The 18,255-nt window shown below is 54.8% G+C and carries 21 protein-coding genes, 1 tRNA gene and 1 rRNA gene; 13 read left to right on the top strand and 10 right to left on the bottom strand.

Going from position 1 to position 18,255, the window contains the following annotated elements; translation table 11 throughout:
- Window positions 1-37: 37 nt before the first annotated feature.
- Window positions 38-637, top strand: a complete 600-nt coding sequence (locus tag SK53_RS14825) for a helix-turn-helix transcriptional regulator (protein ID WP_022650247.1) — start codon at window positions 38-40, stop codon at window positions 635-637.
- 37 nt (window positions 638-674) lie between these two features.
- On the opposite strand, the gene ecnB is transcribed toward SK53_RS14825, so the two are convergent.
- The 3 genes from ecnB to efp all read right to left on the bottom strand — a co-directional run bounded on the left by ecnB (window position 675) and on the right by efp (window position 1,685).
- Entirely contained in the window at window positions 675-821 is a 147-nt protein-coding gene (gene ecnB / locus SK53_RS14820; RefSeq protein WP_003855942.1) for a lipoprotein toxin entericidin B, read from the bottom strand.
- Window positions 822-929: 108 nt separating this feature from the next.
- Entirely contained in the window at window positions 930-1,061 is a 132-nt protein-coding gene (locus SK53_RS14815) for an entericidin A/B family lipoprotein (RefSeq protein ID WP_006810410.1), read from the bottom strand.
- A 57-nt stretch (window positions 1,062-1,118) separates the two neighbouring features.
- A complete protein-coding gene (gene efp, locus SK53_RS14810) occupies window positions 1,119-1,685 on the bottom strand; it encodes an elongation factor P (protein ID WP_003855940.1) in 567 nt (188 codons plus the stop codon).
- A gap of 40 nt (window positions 1,686-1,725) precedes the next feature.
- Here efp and epmB point away from each other — a divergent pair, with 40 nt between their 5' ends.
- Window positions 1,726-2,754 carry an EF-P beta-lysylation protein EpmB gene (epmB, locus tag SK53_RS14805; RefSeq protein ID WP_003855939.1) on the top strand — a complete coding sequence of 343 codons (1,029 nt, stop codon included), beginning with the start codon at window positions 1,726-1,728 and terminating at the stop codon, window positions 2,752-2,754.
- A gap of 65 nt (window positions 2,755-2,819) precedes the next feature.
- Here the strand turns inward: epmB and SK53_RS14800 are convergent, their stop codons facing one another.
- Window positions 2,820-3,173, bottom strand: coding sequence for a DUF4156 domain-containing protein (locus SK53_RS14800; RefSeq protein WP_003855938.1), 354 nt, complete (start codon window positions 3,171-3,173; stop codon window positions 2,820-2,822).
- A 233-nt stretch (window positions 3,174-3,406) separates the two neighbouring features.
- On the opposite strand from SK53_RS14800, the gene SK53_RS14795 reads away from it, so the two are divergent.
- Genes SK53_RS14795 through iadA form a run of 3 tightly spaced genes read left to right on the top strand, consistent with a single transcriptional unit; the run spans window position 3,407 to window position 5,686 of the window.
- Complete coding sequence (locus SK53_RS14795; protein WP_022650246.1) at window positions 3,407-4,054, top strand: nucleoside recognition domain-containing protein; 648 nt, start codon at window positions 3,407-3,409, stop codon at window positions 4,052-4,054.
- Entirely contained in the window at window positions 4,051-4,512 is a 462-nt protein-coding gene (locus SK53_RS14790) for a YjiG family protein (protein ID WP_023315248.1), read from the top strand. Before SK53_RS14795 ends, SK53_RS14790 begins: the two co-directional genes overlap by 4 nt.
- Before the next feature lie 10 nt (window positions 4,513-4,522).
- Complete coding sequence (gene iadA, locus SK53_RS14785) at window positions 4,523-5,686, top strand: beta-aspartyl-peptidase (protein WP_048209717.1); 1,164 nt, start codon at window positions 4,523-4,525, stop codon at window positions 5,684-5,686.
- Between the two features lie 65 nt (window positions 5,687-5,751).
- Here iadA and groL read toward each other — a convergent pair whose 3' ends face one another.
- Window positions 5,752-7,398, bottom strand: a complete 1,647-nt coding sequence (gene groL, locus SK53_RS14780) for a chaperonin GroEL (RefSeq protein WP_003855930.1) — start codon at window positions 7,396-7,398, stop codon at window positions 5,752-5,754.
- 40 nt (window positions 7,399-7,438) lie between these two features.
- Window positions 7,439-7,732, bottom strand: coding sequence for a co-chaperone GroES (locus SK53_RS14775; protein ID WP_003855929.1), 294 nt, complete (start codon window positions 7,730-7,732; stop codon window positions 7,439-7,441).
- Between the two features lie 178 nt (window positions 7,733-7,910).
- On the opposite strand from SK53_RS14775, the gene yjeH reads away from it, so the two are divergent.
- Complete coding sequence (gene yjeH / locus SK53_RS14770) at window positions 7,911-9,158, top strand: L-methionine/branched-chain amino acid transporter (protein ID WP_048209716.1); 1,248 nt, start codon at window positions 7,911-7,913, stop codon at window positions 9,156-9,158.
- A gap of 23 nt (window positions 9,159-9,181) precedes the next feature.
- Here yjeH and SK53_RS14765 read toward each other — a convergent pair whose 3' ends face one another.
- Entirely contained in the window at window positions 9,182-9,646 is a 465-nt protein-coding gene (locus tag SK53_RS14765; RefSeq protein WP_003855925.1) for an FxsA family protein, read from the bottom strand.
- 335 nt (window positions 9,647-9,981) lie between these two features.
- Here SK53_RS14765 and aspA point away from each other — a divergent pair, with 335 nt between their 5' ends.
- The 5 genes from aspA (at window position 9,982) to SK53_RS14740 (ending at window position 15,583) form a co-directional block, all read left to right on the top strand.
- Window positions 9,982-11,418, top strand: coding sequence for an aspartate ammonia-lyase (gene aspA / locus SK53_RS14760; protein ID WP_003855923.1), 1,437 nt, complete (start codon window positions 9,982-9,984; stop codon window positions 11,416-11,418).
- A gap of 116 nt (window positions 11,419-11,534) precedes the next feature.
- Window positions 11,535-12,836: an anaerobic C4-dicarboxylate transporter gene (locus SK53_RS14755; RefSeq protein WP_048209715.1), complete on the top strand. Its 1,302-nt coding sequence runs from the start codon at window positions 11,535-11,537 to the stop codon at window positions 12,834-12,836.
- Window positions 12,837-12,949: 113 nt separating this feature from the next.
- Window positions 12,950-13,273, top strand: a complete 324-nt coding sequence (gene cutA, locus SK53_RS14750; protein WP_003855908.1) for a divalent cation tolerance protein CutA — start codon at window positions 12,950-12,952, stop codon at window positions 13,271-13,273.
- Complete coding sequence (locus SK53_RS14745; protein WP_048209714.1) at window positions 13,249-14,958, top strand: protein-disulfide reductase DsbD; 1,710 nt, start codon at window positions 13,249-13,251, stop codon at window positions 14,956-14,958. The genes cutA and SK53_RS14745 overlap by 25 nt, the downstream gene beginning before the upstream one ends.
- Window positions 14,959-15,007: 49 nt before the next feature.
- Entirely contained in the window at window positions 15,008-15,583 is a 576-nt protein-coding gene (locus SK53_RS14740) for a transcriptional regulator (RefSeq protein WP_003855905.1), read from the top strand.
- Here the strand turns inward: SK53_RS14740 and SK53_RS14735 are convergent.
- Entirely contained in the window at window positions 15,580-16,170 is a 591-nt protein-coding gene (locus tag SK53_RS14735) for a LysE family translocator (protein ID WP_003855903.1), read from the bottom strand. The two genes, SK53_RS14740 and SK53_RS14735, sit on opposite strands and share 4 nt — an antisense overlap.
- A gap of 37 nt (window positions 16,171-16,207) precedes the next feature.
- The gene (locus tag SK53_RS14730) at window positions 16,208-17,053 is read right to left on the bottom strand and encodes an AraC family transcriptional regulator (RefSeq protein ID WP_003855901.1); all 846 of its coding nucleotides are present in this window, start codon (window positions 17,051-17,053) and stop codon (window positions 16,208-16,210) included.
- A gap of 169 nt (window positions 17,054-17,222) precedes the next feature.
- Between SK53_RS14730 and SK53_RS14725 the strand changes: the two genes are divergently transcribed.
- Together SK53_RS14725 and SK53_RS14720 are read left to right on the top strand one after the other, a co-directional pair.
- Window positions 17,223-17,298: transfer RNA gene (locus SK53_RS14725), tRNA-Phe, on the top strand.
- A gap of 114 nt (window positions 17,299-17,412) precedes the next feature.
- Window positions 17,413-18,033 (top strand): DUF2238 domain-containing protein, encoded by a 621-nt coding sequence (locus SK53_RS14720; RefSeq protein ID WP_032608268.1) that lies wholly within the window; start codon window positions 17,413-17,415, stop codon window positions 18,031-18,033.
- A gap of 95 nt (window positions 18,034-18,128) precedes the next feature.
- Here SK53_RS14720 and rrf read toward each other — a convergent pair.
- Window positions 18,129-18,244, bottom strand: a 5S ribosomal RNA gene (gene rrf / locus SK53_RS14715).
- Window positions 18,245-18,255 lie beyond the last annotated feature (11 nt).

Below are 18,255 nucleotides of genomic sequence, written 5' to 3'. Positions count from 1 at the left end.
GCAGGAAGCCAAACCACTAGCCGACTGCGAAAATTTTATGTTTAAAATTCTTTTGATTGACCGTTGTCACTTCACCCGCACGGGATTTGAAGCCTGGGTCAATCATTCAGACCTGTTTTCGGGTCATTTCGTCGTAACCGGGGTAAATAATCTTTTCCTCGCCAGAGAGCATATCCTGCAATGGAAACCTGCGCTGGTCATCGCTGATTTATCTGGCTTCCGGCAGGATTTACATCATTTTCAGCAGCTATCCTCCCTGCTGATTGCCAGCGAAACATTGCCTTTTATTATGCTGCAATCAGGCCAGGAGCAAGAGATGACAGATTATCTGGCGCAGTTCCCGATATGGTCTTCTCTTTCCAAAAATACCGATCTGGAAAAACTAGCGGCGGTGATAAACGACGCGCTAACGTCATGCGCAAGCGCGGAGCTTCCGGAGATGGCAGCACCGTTACTGACGCGTCAGGAAGAGAGAGTTCTTAGCCTGTGGATGGATGGCGCGAGCAACCAGAAAATTGCCAGCAATCTGCGCATTAACGGAAAAACGGTGTACACGTACAAACGCAATATCCGCATGAAGCTACATATGGATACGCGCTACTCCCCGTTTTTATCGCTACAGGAAGTGGAGAATTGACGGTACGGTGAAATGACCTGCCGTACCGTCGCTTTCATTAGTTCTGAGCTTTAGTTGCTGCGCCAGAAATCGCGTTACCACCGTCGGAGATATCTTCCCCTACGCCACGGGTGGTGTTACATGCAGTCAGTACCGAAGAAAGCACCAGAACAGAAAAGATCGCTGCAATTGTTTTCTTAACCATAATATCTTCCTTTTATAGCCAAAGTTATTTTGTGTATAGCAACTTAAGAATAGACAAGATCTTGTCGTTTGACGGAAAAGGAAGAATTTTTAGGAAAATTAGACGGAATTAGCTGGCCGCATGGGAAATAATATGGCCGAGATCCTGGATATCTTCACCCACGCCACGCGCGGTGTTGCAACCGGAGAGAATTGCGCTGGAGAGCGCTAACAGAAGCAGAATTTTAACGGTACGTTTCATCTTCCCTGCCTGCAAAATCAGGCGCAGCGGGCGCTGCGCCTTACATCACGACGTAAATTACTTCACGCGGGATACGTATTCGCCGGAGCGGGTATCCACTTTGATCACTTCACCGATCTGTACGAACAGTGGCACTTTCACCACAGCGCCGGTAGACAGGGTGGCAGGCTTGCCGCCAGTACCTGCGGTATCACCTTTCAGACCTGGATCGGTTTCAACGATTTCCAGCTCAACGAAGTTCGGAGGCGTAACCGCGATAGGCTGACCGTTCCACAGGGTCACGATGCACTCAGCCTGATCCAGCAGCCACTTGGCGTTGTCACCAATCGCTTTTGCGTCCGCAGACAGCTGCTCGAAGGTTTCGTTGTTCATGAAGTGCCAGAACTCACCGTCGTTGTACAGGTAAGTCAGGTTCATATCGACAACATCAGCGCCTTCAGCGGAGTCAGTAGATTTGAAGGTTTTCTCAACACGGGTACCGGTCAGCAGGCGGCGCAGCTTTACGCGTGCGAATGCCTGGCCTTTACCTGGTTTAACGAATTCGCTGGCTTCAACCGCGTACGGTTCGCCGTCCATCATGATTTTAAGACCAGCACGAAAATCGTTGCTATAGTACGTTGCCATAAGGCCCTCTAAATTTGTTAACTGGTAGCTAAGCCACAAAATGGCGCATATTGTAACCCTAAACACCCCGTCCAGAGAAGATTGGTTATCGCAACTTGCCGATGTAATCACCAGTCCTGATGAATTGCTGCGTCTTTTAGACCTCGAACAGCACGAAGCGTTGCGTGCAGGTCGTGAGGCGAAACGCCTTTTCGCCCTGCGCGTTCCCCGCGCGTTTGTTGCCCGAATGGAAAAGGGCAATCCTGATGATCCGTTATTAAAACAAACGCTTACCTCTCAGGATGAGTTTATTACCGCCCCCGGCTACAGCACCGATCCGCTGCAAGAGCAGAACAGTGTCGTACCGGGTTTGCTGCATAAATACCGCAATCGTGCCCTGCTGCTGGTTAAGGGCGGTTGCGCGGTAAATTGCCGCTATTGCTTCCGTCGCCACTTCCCGTACGCCGAAAACCAGGGCAATAAGCGCAACTGGCAGGTGGCGCTGGACTACATCACGGCGCACCCGGAACTGGATGAAATCATTTTTTCCGGCGGCGACCCGCTGATGGCAAAAGATCATGAGCTGGACTGGCTGCTGACTCAGCTTGAGACCATCCCGCACATTAAGCGTCTGCGCATTCACAGCCGTTTACCGATCGTCATCCCGGCGCGTATCACCGACGCCCTGGTCACGCGCCTGGAGCAGTCCCGTTTGCAGGTGCTGCTGGTGAATCATATCAACCACGCGAATGAAATTGACGCGGACTTTCGTGCGGCGATGGCGCGTATGCGAAAGGCAGGCGTGACGCTGCTCAACCAGAGCGTATTACTGCGCGGCGTGAACGACAGCGCCCGCGTGCTGGCCGATCTCAGCAATGCCTTATTTGATGCGGGCGTTATGCCCTATTACCTGCATGTTCTGGATCGCGTCCAGGGCGCGGCGCACTTCATGGTGACAGATGAAGAGGCCCGGAAGATTATGCGCGAGCTGTTAACGCTGGTTTCAGGTTATATGGTGCCGAAGCTGGCACGTGAGATTGGCGGAGAGCCGAGTAAGACGCCGCTGGATTTGCAGCTGCGTCAGCAGTAAAAAGGCAGGTGGCGCTACGCTTACCTGCCCTGGAGATAAAGCGGCAGCGCCATCAAACGGTTATATCAGTTCGGGCACTTATAGACCTGGCCGTTCATCTGGCTGGCGGTTGGCACAAAGCTGGACAGCATCCCCTGCGTCGGGCTGCTCACCCCGTAAATCACGTTGCCGCCCATTGCCGCAGCCTGATTACGCAGGGCATTGGCCGCACCGCGCATAGAGCCGCCCTCTTCGCCGTGCTGCCCCGACATCCAGTTGCTTTGCTCGCCAGTGGCGGTGCCTAACAGCTGGCATTCGCTGCCCGGCTTATCTTCCACAAAGCGAACGCTCTGGCCCGCTGCCGTCAGCTCATTGCTGGTGCTACAACCCGCCAGCAGCAATGCTGCACCTACAATCCCTGCACAGACTTTTATGCGCATGTTATTCCTCGTTTTCAATAAGCTGGACAGTAGTTGTCCGCGTGTAAACCTTATACTAAAAAGATGACCAAAAGAAAAATGCTGAGCATTTCTGCGAGCCAGATTCCGCTGGCACTCCTCCGACATCTTAAATGAATTCTGATAATAACCTTTGGGATATCGTGTTTTAGCCCCCGATCGTTTTTAGTGATGCGACGTACAACTTTTGTACGCGACTCAAAAAAGGGGGTTTCATGAGTGCATCATCCTCAGGAGAGGAAAAAGTAACCTGGGTGGGCTATCTGGCGTTCGTGCTCACCATCGTATTTTTCTCAGGTTTTTTCGCCAAAAGTACCGAATGGTGGCGCGTGCTGGATTTTACCGTCCTGAACGGCAGCTTTGGACCGGTGAACGGTGCGCTGACGTTTCGCGGCGAGGGCGGCACGGGAGCGAAAGATGGGTTTTTGTTTGCCCTTGAACTGGCGCCCTCGGTCATTTTATCGCTCGGGATCATTGCCGTTACCGAGGGGCTGGGCGGGCTGCGCGCCGCACAACAGCTTATGACGCCCATTCTGCGCCCGCTGCTCGGCGTGCCGGGCATTTGCTCTCTGGCGCTTATCGCCAACCTGCAAAATACTGATGCTGCCGCAGGGATGACCAAAGAGTTGACCAACGAAGGGGCAATTACTGACCATGAGCGCGCCATTTTCGCCACCTTCCAGACCAGCGGTAGCGCCATTATTACCAACTATTTTTCTTCCGGCGCCGCACTCTTTACCTTTATTACCGTCCCCGTAATCACGCCGCTTGCCGTCATTCTGGTGTTCAAATTTGTTGGCGCGAACTTTCTGCGACTGTGGATCGCCCACATGGAAGTTCGCTGCGCTCAGGAGGAAAAATGATCGCCCGGTCGCGTAAAAATATCATGGACTTGTTTATCGATGGCGCCCGCCGCGGCTTTACCATCGCCACCACCAGCCTGCTGCCGAACGTGGTCATGGCGTTTGTTATCATTCAGGCGCTCAAGGTAACCGGCCTGCTGGATATTGTCGGCAGGGTATGCGAGCCCATCATGGCTCTGTGGGGACTTCCGGGTGCGGCGGCAACGGTTCTTCTGGCCTCGGTGATGAGCATGGGGGGCGGTGTGGGGGTCTGCGCCAGTCTGGTCGCTGCCGGCACGCTCAACGGTCACGATGCCACCATCCTGCTGCCCGCCATCTATCTGATGGGTAATCCGGTGCAAAACACGGGTCGTTGCCTTGGCACCGCAGGCGTCAACCCGAAGTATTATCCGCACATCATCGCTGTCTGCGTCATTAACGCCCTGCTCTCAATGTGGGTGATGCAACTACTCTTCTGAGGAGATAAAAATGGATTTTTCAGTGCTGGAACCGCACCTTTTCCGCAATGCGCAGCTTTACGCTCCCGAGGATCTTGGGCATTGCGATCTGCTGATTGCCGGAGGAAAAATCGTCGCAGTCGAAAAAGCTGGCCACGCCACAATGAGGCCAGACTGTCCTGAAAGCGATCTCGCCGGAGCGGTGGTTTGCCCGGGGTTTATCGATCAGCATGTACACCTGATTGGCGGCGGCGGTGAAGCCGGTCCCCACACCCGGACGCCAGAGGTACGATTGTCTGCGCTGGTGGCGGCTGGCATCACCTCCGTTGTAGGCCTGCTGGGCACCGACGGCGTGACCCGCCATCCCGAGTCGCTGCTGGCGAAAACGCGGGCACTTGAGCATGAAGGGATCAGCGCATGGATGCTGACAGGCGCGTATGGCCTGCCTTCTCCGACGATCACTGGCAGTATCGAAAAGGATGTGGCGCTAATTGATAAAATCATTGGCGTGAAATGCGCGATTTCTGACCATCGCTCTTCCGCACCGGCAGATGACCAGCTCGCGAATATGGCCGCCCAGTCGCGCGTCGGCGGGCTGCTGGGCGCCAAAGCGGGGATATCCGTATTTCACCCCGGCAACAGCCCTAAACTGCTGGAGCCACTGCTTAACATCCTGAATAACGCCGACGTGCCTCGCACGAAGCTTCTGCCAACCCACGTCAACCGCGCCCAGGCACTGTTCCACGCCGCACTGGACTATGCCCGCGAAGGGGGGTACATCGACATCACCACCAGCATCAGTGAGCCCATTGATGCCGCTACCGCCATCGCGACGGCCCGTGACGCGCAGGTGCCGTTTAACCGGCTCACGCTCAGCTCGGATGGCAACGGCAGCCAGCCGAATTTTGACGCAAACGGTAATCTTGTTGGCATTGGCGTGGCGGGTTTTGAGTCCCTGCTTGATACGCTACAGCAGCTGGTCGGCCGGTATCACCTGCCTCTGGAGGAGGCACTTCTGCCATTTACGCGTAACGTGGCGGAGTTTCTCGGTCTGGAGCATAAAGGGCGGATCGCGCCCGGATGCGATGCCGATTTCCTGGTGCTGACGGATGACCTGAAGATCCGTGAGGTCTGGGCGAAAGGCCGCCAGATGGTGCGTGAAGGCGTGGTGTGCGTGAAAGGCACGTTTGAGTAGAAGATAATAAAAAACCCCGGGCATTGCTGCCCGGGGCTCGTTCTGAGAGGTTCAGAACAGCATGATTACATCATGCCGCCCATGCCACCCATGCCGCCCATACCACCAGCAGCACCTAAGTCAGGCGCGTCGCCTTTAGGCAGGTCGGTCACCATGCACTCGGTCGTGATCATCAGGCCAGCTACAGATGCCGCGTATTGCAGAGCAGAACGGGTCACTTTAGTTGGATCCAGGATACCGAAGTCGATCATGTTGCCGTATTCTTCAGTTGCCGCGTTGTAACCGTAGTTACCTTCACCCGCTTTCACCTTGTTCGCAACCACAGACGGCTCTTCACCGGCGTTGGACACGATCTGACGCAACGGAGCTTCCATTGCGCGCAGCGCAACTTTGATACCCACGTTCTGGTCTTCGTTCTGAGCAGTCAGGCCAGCCAGTTTAGCGGCTACACGCACCAGCGCGACACCACCACCAGCAACCACGCCTTCTTCTACCGCAGCACGGGTCGCGTGCAGGGCGTCGTCAACGCGTGCTTTCTTCTCTTTCATTTCAACTTCGGTAGCCGCACCGACTTTGATTACCGCTACGCCACCTGCCAGTTTCGCTACGCGCTCCTGGAGTTTTTCACGGTCGTAATCGGAAGTTGCTTCTTCGATCTGCTTACGGATCTGACCAACACGGCCCTGAATAGCGGCTTCTTCACCCACACCGTCGATGATGGTGGTGGTGTCTTTGTTGATCACAACGCGTTTCGCCTGGCCCAGGTCTTCCAGAGTCGCTTTTTCCAGCTCCATACCGATCTCTTCGGAGATCACGGTACCGCCGGTCAGGGTAGCGATATCCTGGAGCATCGCCTTACGACGATCGCCGAAGCCAGGTGCTTTAACCGCTGCCACTTTCACGATGCCACGCATGGTGTTAACCACCAGGGTCGCCAGCGCTTCGCCTTCAACGTCTTCAGCAATGATTACCAGCGGCTTGCCTGCTTTCGCAACGGCTTCCAGCACTGGCAGCATTTCGCGGATGTTGGAGATTTTCTTGTCAGCCAGCAGGATGAACGGGCTTTCCAGCTCAACAGCGCCAGTTTCTGGCTTGTTGATGAAGTATGGGGACAGGTAACCGCGGTCGAACTGCATACCTTCAACCACGTCCAGTTCGTCTTCCAGACCAGTACCGTCTTCAACGGTGATCACGCCTTCTTTACCGACTTTATCCATCGCTTCAGCGATCAGTTTACCTACGGTTTCGTCGGAGTTAGCGGAGATAGTACCAACCTGAGCAATGGCTTTAGAGTCAGAGCACGGTACGGACAGCGCTTTCAGTTCTTCAACAGCGGAAGCGACGGCTTTGTCGATACCACGTTTCAGATCCATTGGGTTCATGCCCGCAGCAACGGCTTTCAGGCCTTCGGTGATGATCGCCTGCGCCAGTACGGTCGCGGTGGTGGTACCGTCACCGGCAGCGTCGTTCGCTTTAGAGGCAACTTCTTTCACCATCTGTGCGCCCATGTTTTCGAACTTGTCTTCCAGCTCGATTTCACGTGCAACAGAAACACCATCTTTGGTGATGGTTGGCGCGCCGAAGGATTTGTCCAGCACTACGTTACGGCCTTTCGGGCCCAGAGTGACTTTCACTGCGTCTGCCAGTACGTTTACGCCGCGGAGCATTTTTACACGAGCGTCGTTACCGAATTTTACGTCTTTAGCTGCCATGTTCTTATTTCCTCAAATTCGTACAGTTTTCGTGCGTTAATTACGCTTCAACAATTGCCAGAATGTCGCTCTCGGACATGATCAACACTTCTTCATTGTCGATCTTCTCGGATTTTACGCCGTAGCCATCGTTGAAAATGACGATGTCACCAACTTTAACGTCCAGTGGCTGCACAGTTCCGTTTTCCAGGATGCGGCCCTTACCGACAGCGATGATTTCGCCACGCGTTGATTTTGCTGCTGCTGAACCGGTCAGAACGATGCCGCCAGCAGACTTGGTTTCAACTTCTTTACGTTTGACGATCACACGATCATGTAACGGACGAATACTCATTGATAGCTCTCCTTTGAGAAAGTCATTATCAGTTATGGATGACGCCGGTCCGCATGCGGTTTTCCGGCTAGTGCCCTGAGAGATGGGGATAGCTTTTTACCCCTTCAAGGGGTAATCGAAAAAAAATTTGCGAAAGTGTTACCATCCACTCTCTTTTGATGGTGGCGGGACGAGGTAAATGAGTGGACTCAGGCAGGAGTTGGGGCTGGCGCAGGGCATTGGCTTACTCTCAACGTCTTTATTAGGCACGGGGGTATTTGCGGTTCCCGCGCTGGCGGCGTTGGTTGCCGGCAATAACAGTCTTTGGGCATGGCCGGTGCTGATCGTGCTGGTGTTTCCGGTGGCGATTGTCTTTGCCATACTCGGGCGGCACTTCCCGAGCGCAGGCGGCGTAGCGCATTTTGTCGGCATGGCGTTTGGGCCGCGGATGAAGCGTGTCACCGGCTGGCTATTTTTGTCGGTGATACCCGTTGGCCTTCCGGCAGCCCTGCATATCGCAACCGGCTTCGGACAGGCGCTGTTTGGCTGGCACGATGAACAACTGCTGCTGGCTGAAATCGGTACGCTGGCGATTGTCTGGTGGGTTGGCTCGCGAGGGGCCAGTTCCAGCGCCAATCTGCAAACGCTGGTCGCCGTGTTAATTGTCGCGCTGATCGTCGCCATCTGGTTTGCGGGTGACATTACGGTGGCGGATATTCCTTTCCCCGCGATTAACGACATCGACCACGCACAGCTTTTCGCTGCACTATCCGTCATGTTCTGGTGTTTCGTCGGTCTGGAGGCGTTCGCTCATCTGGCATCCGAGTTTAAACAGCCCGAGCGTGACTTTCCCCGCGCTCTGATGATTGGCCTGATGCTGGCGGGCACAGTGTACTGGGCCTGTACCGTACTGGTGCTGCACTTCAACGCGTTCAGTGAAGAGAAAGCCGCCGCCGCGTCGCTGCCGGGCATCGTGGTGCAGCTGTTTGGTGTTAAAGCCCTGTGGGTAGCCTGCGTGATTGGCTATCTCGCCTGCTTTGCCAGCCTCAACATTTATATTCAGAGCTTCGCCCGGCTGGTGTGGTCTCAGGCACTTTATAAACCGGATAGCCCCCTCTCACGCCTGTCAAAGCGTCAGCTTCCGGTGAATGCGCTGAATACCGTACTGGGCTGCTGCGTGGTGAGTTCCCTGGCCATTTATCTCCTCGGCATCAACCTTGACGCGCTGATTGTCTACGCCAACGGTATTTTCATCATGATCTACCTGCTGTGCATGCTGGCGGGCTGTCGGCTACTGAAAGGACGCTTTAAGGCGCTGGCGGCTGTCGGGTGTGTCCTGTGCCTGATGCTGCTGGCGATGGTGGGATGGAAGAGTGTGTACGCCATCGTCATGCTGGCGGGGCTGTGGGTGTTTTTACCGAAGCGGCAAGCTCCGCAGGCCCGGTGAGCGAGCGCCACCGGGCCAGAAACTCACCGATCGTCTTTATGATCTAACCGGTCGCGCTGCTCATCCTTACGCTGGTATTCCCCTTCAAAGGTATCCCCCGGGCCGGTGCTGAAACCACCGCCTGGCATACGGCTGAAACGCAGATGCGGCAGCAGCTTCATGGTCAGGTGCTTCTGCACCGGCGGCAACAGCAACAGCAGGCCGAGGAAGTCTGTAAAGAAGCCCGGCAGGATCAGCAGCAAACCAGCAATAATCAGCGACACGCTTTTGATCATCTCGGCGGCCGGGCTTTCGCCTGCGGCCATCTTCTGCTGCATTAACAGGAAATTTTTGAAACCCTGATTGCGCACCAGCGACATGCCGATGACGGAGGTGAAGATCACCAGAATCAGCGTCAGCAGGACGCCCAGCACATGGGCAACCTGGATGAAAATCGAAATTTCAATGTAAACATAAAGAAAGAAAGCAATAAATGGTATCCAGCGCACTGGCATCTCCTGTGTGGCAGGCGCCTTCAGGCCCCTGACTGAATGTGTTCGCGAAGCGCGTAGATAAGAGATGGCGACGGTTAGCCAAATTTCAATCGGTTTGCACGGATATTTTTTCTGGAAATATTAAAGCGGTGACATATTTCACAGATTAATAATTATCATGAAATCGGGTCGATAATAAGTGATCCAGCTTACGGCAATTCGCTATCATCAGCATATGATCTCGAACATCTGGCCGATTGAGGGAATAATCGTCGGTCATAAAATATTCAAAACCACATATATACTGTGTGTTTAGTACAATCCATCGGCAGCTTGAAAAGAAGGTTCACATGTTAAACAACATTCGTATCGAAGAAGATTTGTTGGGTACCAGGGAAGTTCCAGCGGATGCCTACTATGGTGTTCACACTCTGAGAGCGATTGAAAACTTCTACATCAGCAACAGCAAAATCAGCGACATCCCTGAATTTGTGCGTGGCATGGTGATGGTAAAAAAAGCCGCGGCTCTGGCGAACAAAGAGCTGCAAACCATTCCTAAAAGCGCTGCAAATGCGATTATCGCCGCGTGCGATGAGGTGCTGAACAACGGCAAATGCATGGATCAGTTCCCGGTCGACGTCTATCAGGGCGGCGCGGGCACCTCTGTCAACATGAACACCAACGAAGTGCTGGCAAACATCGGCCTGGAGCTGATGGGTCATCAGAAAGGTGAATACCAGTACCTGAATCCTAACGACCACGTTAACAAATGTCAGTCCACCAACGACGCCTACCCAACCGGCTTCCGCATCGCGGTGTATGCCTCTGTCGTTAAACTGGTCGACGCGATTAATCAGTTGGGCGATGGCTTCCAGCGTAAAGCCGTTGAGTTCCAGGACATTCTGAAAATGGGCCGTACCCAGTTGCAGGACGCGGTGCCAATGACCCTCGGACAGGAATTCCACGCGTTTAACGTGCTGCTGAACGAAGAGACGAAAAACCTGCTGCGTACGTCCGAACTGCTGCTGGAAGTGAACCTGGGCGCAACCGCCATCGGTACACGCCTGAACACGCCAGATGGCTATCAGCAACTGGCGGTACAGAAGCTGGCTGAAGTGTCCAACCTGCCGGTTGTGCCTGCGGAAGACCTGATTGAAGCTACCTCAGACTGCGGCGCCTACGTGATGGTGCACAGCGCCCTGAAACGTCTGGCGGTGAAACTGTCCAAAATCTGTAACGACCTGCGCCTGCTCTCCTCCGGTCCGCGCGCTGGCCTGAATGAAATCAACCTGCCAGAGTTGCAGGCGGGTTCATCCATCATGCCAGCTAAAGTGAACCCGGTGGTGCCAGAAGTGGTGAACCAGGTTTGCTTCAAGGTTATTGGTAACGATACGACCGTCACCATGGCCTCCGAAGCCGGTCAGCTCCAGCTGAACGTGATGGAGCCGGTGATTGGCCAGGCGATGTTTGAATCTATCCATATTCTGACCAACGCCTGCTACAACCTGCTGGAAAAATGCATTAACGGCATCACCGCGAATAAAGAAGTGTGTGAAGGCTACGTCTATAACTCCATCGGCATCGTCACCTACCTCAACCCCTTCATCGGCCACCACAACGGCGATATCGTCGGGAAGATTTGTGCCGAAACCGGTAAGAGCGTACGTGAGGTGGTTCTCGAGCGAGGATTGTTGACCGAAGCCGAACTGGACGATATCTTCTCCGCCCAGAACCTGATGCACCCGGCATATAAAGCGAAACGATATACCGATGAAAGCGAACAGTAACCGTTCAGGCTAAGCTTCCGAAAGGCACGTCACTTGTGACGTGCCTTTTTTCTTTATGGGCGTTACCAAAACACAACAATTCAATATCAACTTGTTAATGAGCAAGGCAGGTCTTTATGTTTGGAGCAGAACTCGTCATCGTCCTGTTGGCGATTTATTTGGGCGCACGACTCGGGGGAATCGGCATCGGTTTTGCTGGCGGTCTCGGAGTGCTTGTACTTACCCTGATCTTTCAGATTAAACCCGGCGCAATCCCTTTTGACGTTATCGAAATCATCATGGCGGTTATTGCTGCTATCGCGGCCATGCAGGTCGCTGGCGGTATGGACTACCTGGTGAGCCTGGCGGAGCGTATGCTGCGTCGCCATCCGAAATACATCACCTTCCTTGCCCCGCTGGTGACCTGGTTTATGACCATTCTCGCCGGTACTGGCCATACTGCCTTCTCCACGCTGCCGGTCATCACCGAAGTGGCGAAAGAGCAGGGTATTCGCCCGTCTCGCCCTCTTTCTATTGCCGTGGTCGCCTCCCAGATTGCGATTACCGCCTCGCCTATTTCCGCGGCGGTGGTCTTCTTCGCGGGCATCCTTGAGCCAATGGGCGTAAGTTACCTGACGCTGCTGGCAATCTGTATTCCGGTCACGCTGATTGCGGTAATGATCACTGCCGTGCTGTGTAACTTCCTCGGTGCCGAGCTGAAAGACGATCCGGTTTACCAGGAGCGTCTGGCAAAAGGTGAAGTGAGCCTGCGCGGTAGCCAGGTCTTCGAGCTGAAGCCGCATGCAAAACGCTCCGTGCTGCTGTTTCTGATTGGTATCGTCGCCGTGATGTTCTACGCGACCGCCATCAGCGACACGGTAGGTCTGATCCAGAACCCGGTTCTGCCGCGTAACGAAGCCATTGTGGTGTTTATGCTGACCATCGCGACGCTGATCAGCATCACCTGTAAAATCGACACCAGTGAAGTGCTGAACGCCAGCACCTTCAAATCCGGTATGAGCGCCTGCGTGTGCGTGCTGGGCGTGGCGTGGCTCGGTGATACCTTTGTGAAAGCGCACATCAGCGATATCCAGACCGTTGCAGGCGACCTGCTGCACAACTATCCGTGGCTGCTGGCAGTAGTGCTGTTCTTTGCCGCGACGCTGCTGTACTCCCAGGCTGCGACCACCAAAGCGCTGATGCCTGCGGCACTGATGCTGGGCGTGACGCCGCTGACGGCGATTGCCTCTTTTGCAGCGATTTCCGCCCTGTTCGTGCTGCCAACCTACCCAACCCTGCTGGCCGCAGTTGAGATGGATGACACCGGCTCAACCCGTATTGGTAAGTACGTGTTTAACCACGCGTTCCTCATCCCGGGCGTGGTGGCGATTACGCTCTGCGTGATCCTCGGCTTTATCATCGGCGGCATTGTGCTGTAAACGATTAGCCGTTGTAAAAATAGTTAAAAACGGGCCGCTCTGCGGCCCGTTTCATTAATGACCAACCGCCTTGCGTGATATAGTGAAGACTTTCGTGATGAGGAGGTCGACTTGTGAACACGCCTGATGCTGTTGTTGTACTGTGCACCGCCCCTGATGAAGCTTCTGCCCAGGATCTGGCCGCCAAAGTGCTGGCCGAAAAACTGGCTGCCTGTGTCACGCTTCTTCCCGGCGCCACCTCCCTTTATTACTGGGAAGGCAAGCTGGAGCAAGAGTACGAAGTCCAGATGTTGCTCAAAACCAACCTGACAAACCAGCAGGCGCTCCTCGACTGCCTCAAGTCTCATCATCCATACCAAACCCCGGAGCTGCTGGTGCTGCCAGTGGTCCACGGCGATAACGATTATCTCTCATGGCTCAACGCTTCATTACGCTGATCCTGCTGCTGTGCAGCACGTCAGTTTTTGCCGGGTTGTTTGACGCACCCGGCCGTTCGAACTTTATTCCTGCCGACCAGGCATTCGTTTTCGACTTTCAGCAAAACCAGCACGATCTCAGTCTCACCTGGCAGGTGAAAGAGGGTTACTACCTCTATCGCAAGCAGGTCAGCATCACGCCGGCAAAGGCGAACGTCGGCGCATTGCAGATGCCCGCTGGCGTGTGGCACGAGGACGAGTTCTACGGTAAGAGTGAAATTTATCGCCAGCGCTTAAGCGTGCCCGTCACGGTGAACCATGCCGATAAAGGTGCCACATTAACGGTCACCTATCAGGGCTGCGCAGACGCCGGATTCTGTTACCCACCTGAAACAAAGGTCGTTCCGCTTAGCGAAGTGAAAGCCGCTGCCTCCCCTTTCCCCTCAGGGGAGAGGGCCAGGGTGAAGGGTGAAGGCGCAGTCGAAGCCACTTCAGACCTTCCGTTCTCAGCACTTTGGGCGTTATTGATTGGTATCGGCATTGCCTTTACGCCCTGCGTACTGCCTATGTACCCGCTTATCTCTGGCATCGTGCTGGGCGGTAAACAACGCCTTTCCACCGCCCGTGCGCTGTTGCTGGCCTTTATCTATGTACAGGGCATGGCGTTAACCTATACGGCGCTCGGCCTAGTGGTCGCCGCTGCCGGGTTGCAGTTCCAGGCCGCCCTTCAGCATCCTTATGTGCTTATCGGACTGTCAGCGGTGTTTATTCTGCTGGCGCTGTCGATGTTTGGCCTGTTCACCCTGCAACTGCCCTCTTCCCTGCAAACCCGTCTGACGCTGATGAGCAACCGTCAGCAGGGTGGCTCTGCGGGCGGCGTGTTCGCCATGGGTGCCATCGCCGGGCTGATTTGCTCCCCCTGCACCACTGCGCCGTTGAGCGCCATCCTGTTATACATTGCTCAGAGCGGCAACCTGTGGCTCGGCGGCGGCACGCTGTACCTCTACGCGCTCGGCATGGGCCTGCCGCTGATCCTGGTGACGGTGTTTGGCAATCGTCTGCTGCCGAAAAGCGGCCCGTGGATGGAGACGGTGAAAACCGCGTTTGGTTTTGTCATTCTGGCGCTGCCGGTATTTCTGCTGGAGCGCATCATCGGTGATGTGTGGGGTACACGTCTTTGGGCGATGCTCGGCGTGGCCTTCTTCAGCTGGGCGTTTATCGTGAGTCTGGGGGCGAAGAAACCGTGGATGCGCCTGCTACAGATCCTTCTGCTGGCGGCCGCGCTGGTGAGCGTCCGTCCGCTACAGGACTGGGCGTTTGGCACCCCGGCAGGTCAAACGCAGGCTCATCTGAATTTTATACAGATTAAAAACGTAGATGACCTTAACCACGCCCTGGCGCAGGCGAAAGGCAAACCGGTCATGCTCGATCTCTATGCCGACTGGTGCGTGGCCTGCAAAGAGTTTGAAAAATACACCTTCAGCGATCCGCAGGTACAACATGCGCTGAGCGATACCGTTCTGCTCCAGGCGAACGTTACCGCCAACAGCACGCAGGATAAGGCTCTGCTGAAGCAACTTAAAGTGCTCGGGTTGCCTACCATCCTGTTCTTCAATGAACAGGGGGAAGAACAGCCGACGCAGCGTGTAACCGGGTTTATGGACGCGGCGGCATTCAACGCGCATTTGCGCAATCGCCAACCGTAAACAACACTTTAGACGGGACAAACCGTTGGGAATAGCGGAGGAGATAACCGTGCAACGCGAAGACGTACTGGGACAAGCCCTGCAATTGCTTGAGATTCAAGGGATCGCCAGCACCACGCTTGAGATGGTCGCCGACCGTATCGATTACCCTCTGGATGAACTTAGGCGCTTCTGGCCGGATAAAGAGGCGCTGCTGTACGATGCCCTGCGCTATCTCAGCCAGCAGGTGGATATCTGGCGCAGGCAGCTGATGCTGAATGAAGAACTGACCACCGAGCAAAAGCTGCTGGCGCGCTATACCGCACTGACGGAGTGTGTTACCAACAACCGTTACCCAGGTTGTCTGTTTATCGCCGCCTGCACCTACTATCCGGATCCTGGGCACCCCATCCATCAACTGGCAGATCAGCAAAAACGAGCCGCGCACGAGTTCACACATGAGCTGCTGACCACACTTGAAGTGGATGATCCGGCAATGGTCGCGAAGCAGATGGAGCTGGTGCTGGAAGGTTGCCTGAGCCGCATGCTGGTGAACCGTAGCCAGGCGGATGTGGATACGGCGCACCGTCTGGCGGAAGATATTTTGCGGTTCGCGCAGTGTCGTATGGGTGGTGCACTGACCTAAGCCAGCATTCCCATCCAGGCGGAAATAAACAAACACAGCGCCATCGCGCGCTGAAATCGCACCATCGCCACGGTGGTGCGGAAAATCCGGTTCACCGCCTTCCCCAGCCACGCCCAGCACAACAAACAGACCACGGAGATCGCCAGAAACCATAGCGCCATCAGCGTAATATCCCGTAATGCATGGTCGCTTGCCGGAGCAAACAGGCTGACAACTGCCAGCGCCATCATCCATGTTTTTGGGTTTACAACCTGTAGTAACGCCGCCGCCCGCGCGGTAAATCGGACGTGACTTCTGGAGGAGAGATTCGCGGCCGGGGCGCTAAACAGCTGCCAGCTCATCCAGGAAAGCCACAGCACACCCGCCCAGCTCATTACCTGACGTATCAATGGATACTGGCGTAACACTTCTCCTGCCCCAGCGCCTGAAACCAGAACAATAGCGCTGGCGGCAATACACCCGCCCAGGATCGCAGGAACCGTATTTTTTACGCCAAAGTGCTGACTGTTAGCCAGTACCAGAATGTTGGTTGGCCCCGGTGTAATCGAGGCGACAAATGCAAACAGCAGGAAGGGTAATAAATTCACAGGTGACTCCTTTTTTATTAGAGCCACGAATGTGCCGTTATTTTCTGGAAACGTCTGGAAGGTTTGTGCACAACCGGCGGTAGTGTGCCGGAGAAATACGGTATGCACGCTGGAACCAGCGACCAAGATGGCTTTGATCGGCAAAACCCACTGCCGTCGCAACATCAACAGGCAGTTCCCCACACGCCAGCATCTGTCGGGCCTTTGCCAGTCGCAGCTGGATAAGCCAGGCGTGCGGTGCCAGGTGAAATTCGCGTTTAAAACAGCGGGTGAGGGTAAAGCGATCCGTACCCGTCTCGCGGGCAAGGTCTGATAGCCCCACGTTCTCGCCGATATGCGCATAGAGATAGTCGCGGGCACGATGCGCCACAGCGGAGCTTTGTAATTGCGACGGGAGTTTCTTACGCCAGTGGCAGTGGGTAGTTATCTGAGAGAGCAGGTTATCCATTGTGCTCTGTTGGACGATCTTCATCTCATCGTTATGCAACGAGGCAAATGTATCACCGATAGCGCGCACCAACTGAGGCTCTCGCGTCAGCGTTTGGGCAAAGTGGAGAGTGTAACTCCCGGGAGTAGAGTCATACAGGCCTTGAAGCGTATGGGTGAGCCAGTGTTCATCCAGATAAAAGGTCAGATAAGTAAAGCCGCCCTCTACCGGCGCATCACCGTCATGGATCTCCCCGGGCTCAAGTAAAAAAGCATCGCCCGGCTGGCTACGGTGGCGTTCACGGCGACAGTGGAACTGCTGCGTACCGGAAAGGGTTATTCCGACCAGATAGCTATCATGCCAGTGGGGATCAAAGGCATGTCCTTCGAAATGCGCCTTAATTGTCTCAATACCTGTTTCTGCATGCTGACGCAGCTCAAGCCAGTCGTTTGCCATACTGCCCTCCTCTTACCGTCAGCATTGTCACATCTTGCCTGAACTGTCTGGAAGATTTGTGCAATTCCAGGGCACAAACGGACAGATTGCCGCAAACTTAAGCAGTTGAACAGCTTTTCCCGAAATAATGTTGACGATCGCGCGCGATTGCGGTTTAATGCGCTCCGTTGCCCGGATAGCTCAGTCGGTAGAGCAGGGGATTGAAAATCCCCGTGTCCTTGGTTCGATTCCGAGTCCGGGCACCACTATTTAAAGAACCCAGCCTATGGCTGGGTTTTTGCTTTTCTGTCCCCGCTACGCATTGAATTTTCCCTTCTGTCAGGTAATAGTGATTTTTTTTTCCTGACAATGAAAATGATATGACCTTATCTGCTTTAAAAGCCGGGTCACTGCTCCTGCTGATGATCCTGTTTTATACCGGCCTGTTCACGAGCGATCGCGTCACCTGGTTGATGGAGGTGACGCCCGTCATTATCATCATCCCACTTCTGCTTGCCACACACCGGCGATACCCTTTGACTCCCCTTCTCTATACTCTGGTTTTCTTCCACGCCATCATTCTAATGGTTGGTGGAATGTACACCTACGCAAAGGTTCCGGTTGGTTTTGAGGTTCAGGAGATGCTCGGGCTTAGCCGAAATCCGTATGACAAGCTCGGTCACTTCTTCCAGGGGCTGGTTCCCGCACTGGCAGCGCGAGAAATTCTGCTGCGCGGTGGGTATGTTCGTGGACATAAGATGACGGGGTTTCTGGTGTGCTGTGTTGCTCTGGCCATTAGCGCCACCTATGAACTCATTGAGTGGTGGGCTGCTTTGGCGATGGGACAGGGTGCGGATGATTTTCTGGGGACGCAGGGCGATCCATGGGATACCCAGTCTGATATGTTTTGCGCGCTGCTTGGTGCGTTAACGACGGTGCTGATCCTTGGGCGTTTCCATCAGCGGCAATTGCGTCGTTTGAATGTGGATAGTGCGCTCTGAGTTGCCGGATGGCGGCTTCGCCTTACGGCCTGCCGTTTTTCAGCAAACAAACGCAAAAAGGCCATCCTTGCGGATGGCCTCTTCACTTGTTTGATGCCTGGCAGTTCCCTACTCTCACATGGGGAGACCCCACACTACCATCGGCGCTACGGCGTTTCACTTCTGAGTTCGGCATGGGGTCAGGTGGGACCACCGCGCTAAAGCCGCCAGGCAAATTCTGTT

Origin of the sequence: Enterobacter sp. MGH119, assembly GCF_001037675.1 — a bacterium.
Lineage (GTDB): Bacteria > Pseudomonadota > Gammaproteobacteria > Enterobacterales > Enterobacteriaceae > Enterobacter > Enterobacter hormaechei_C.
This window is presented reverse-complemented; position numbering and strand designations above follow the sequence as displayed.

Coding starts and splice junctions, on each gene's coding strand:
- SK53_RS14825 (WP_022650247.1), top strand. CDS start 38: ATGTTTAAAATTCTTTTGATTGACCGTTGTCACTTCACCCGCACGGGA.
- ecnB (WP_003855942.1), bottom strand. CDS start 821: ATGGTTAAGAAAACAATTGCAGCGATCTTTTCTGTTCTGGTGCTTTCT.
- SK53_RS14815 (WP_006810410.1), bottom strand. CDS start 1,061: ATGAAACGTACCGTTAAAATTCTGCTTCTGTTAGCGCTCTCCAGCGCA.
- efp (WP_003855940.1), bottom strand. CDS start 1,685: ATGGCAACGTACTATAGCAACGATTTTCGTGCTGGTCTTAAAATCATG.
- epmB (WP_003855939.1), top strand. CDS start 1,726: ATGGCGCATATTGTAACCCTAAACACCCCGTCCAGAGAAGATTGGTTA.
- SK53_RS14800 (WP_003855938.1), bottom strand. CDS start 3,173: ATGCGCATAAAAGTCTGTGCAGGGATTGTAGGTGCAGCATTGCTGCTG.
- SK53_RS14795 (WP_022650246.1), top strand. CDS start 3,407: ATGAGTGCATCATCCTCAGGAGAGGAAAAAGTAACCTGGGTGGGCTAT.
- SK53_RS14790 (WP_023315248.1), top strand. CDS start 4,051: ATGATCGCCCGGTCGCGTAAAAATATCATGGACTTGTTTATCGATGGC.
- iadA (WP_048209717.1), top strand. CDS start 4,523: ATGGATTTTTCAGTGCTGGAACCGCACCTTTTCCGCAATGCGCAGCTT.
- groL (WP_003855930.1), bottom strand. CDS start 7,398: ATGGCAGCTAAAGACGTAAAATTCGGTAACGACGCTCGTGTAAAAATG.
- SK53_RS14775 (WP_003855929.1), bottom strand. CDS start 7,732: ATGAGTATTCGTCCGTTACATGATCGTGTGATCGTCAAACGTAAAGAA.
- yjeH (WP_048209716.1), top strand. CDS start 7,911: ATGAGTGGACTCAGGCAGGAGTTGGGGCTGGCGCAGGGCATTGGCTTA.
- aspA (WP_003855923.1), top strand. CDS start 9,982: ATGTTAAACAACATTCGTATCGAAGAAGATTTGTTGGGTACCAGGGAA.
- SK53_RS14755 (WP_048209715.1), top strand. CDS start 11,535: ATGTTTGGAGCAGAACTCGTCATCGTCCTGTTGGCGATTTATTTGGGC.
- SK53_RS14745 (WP_048209714.1), top strand. CDS start 13,249: ATGGCTCAACGCTTCATTACGCTGATCCTGCTGCTGTGCAGCACGTCA.
- SK53_RS14730 (WP_003855901.1), bottom strand. CDS start 17,053: ATGGCAAACGACTGGCTTGAGCTGCGTCAGCATGCAGAAACAGGTATT.
- SK53_RS14720 (WP_032608268.1), top strand. CDS start 17,413: ATGACCTTATCTGCTTTAAAAGCCGGGTCACTGCTCCTGCTGATGATC.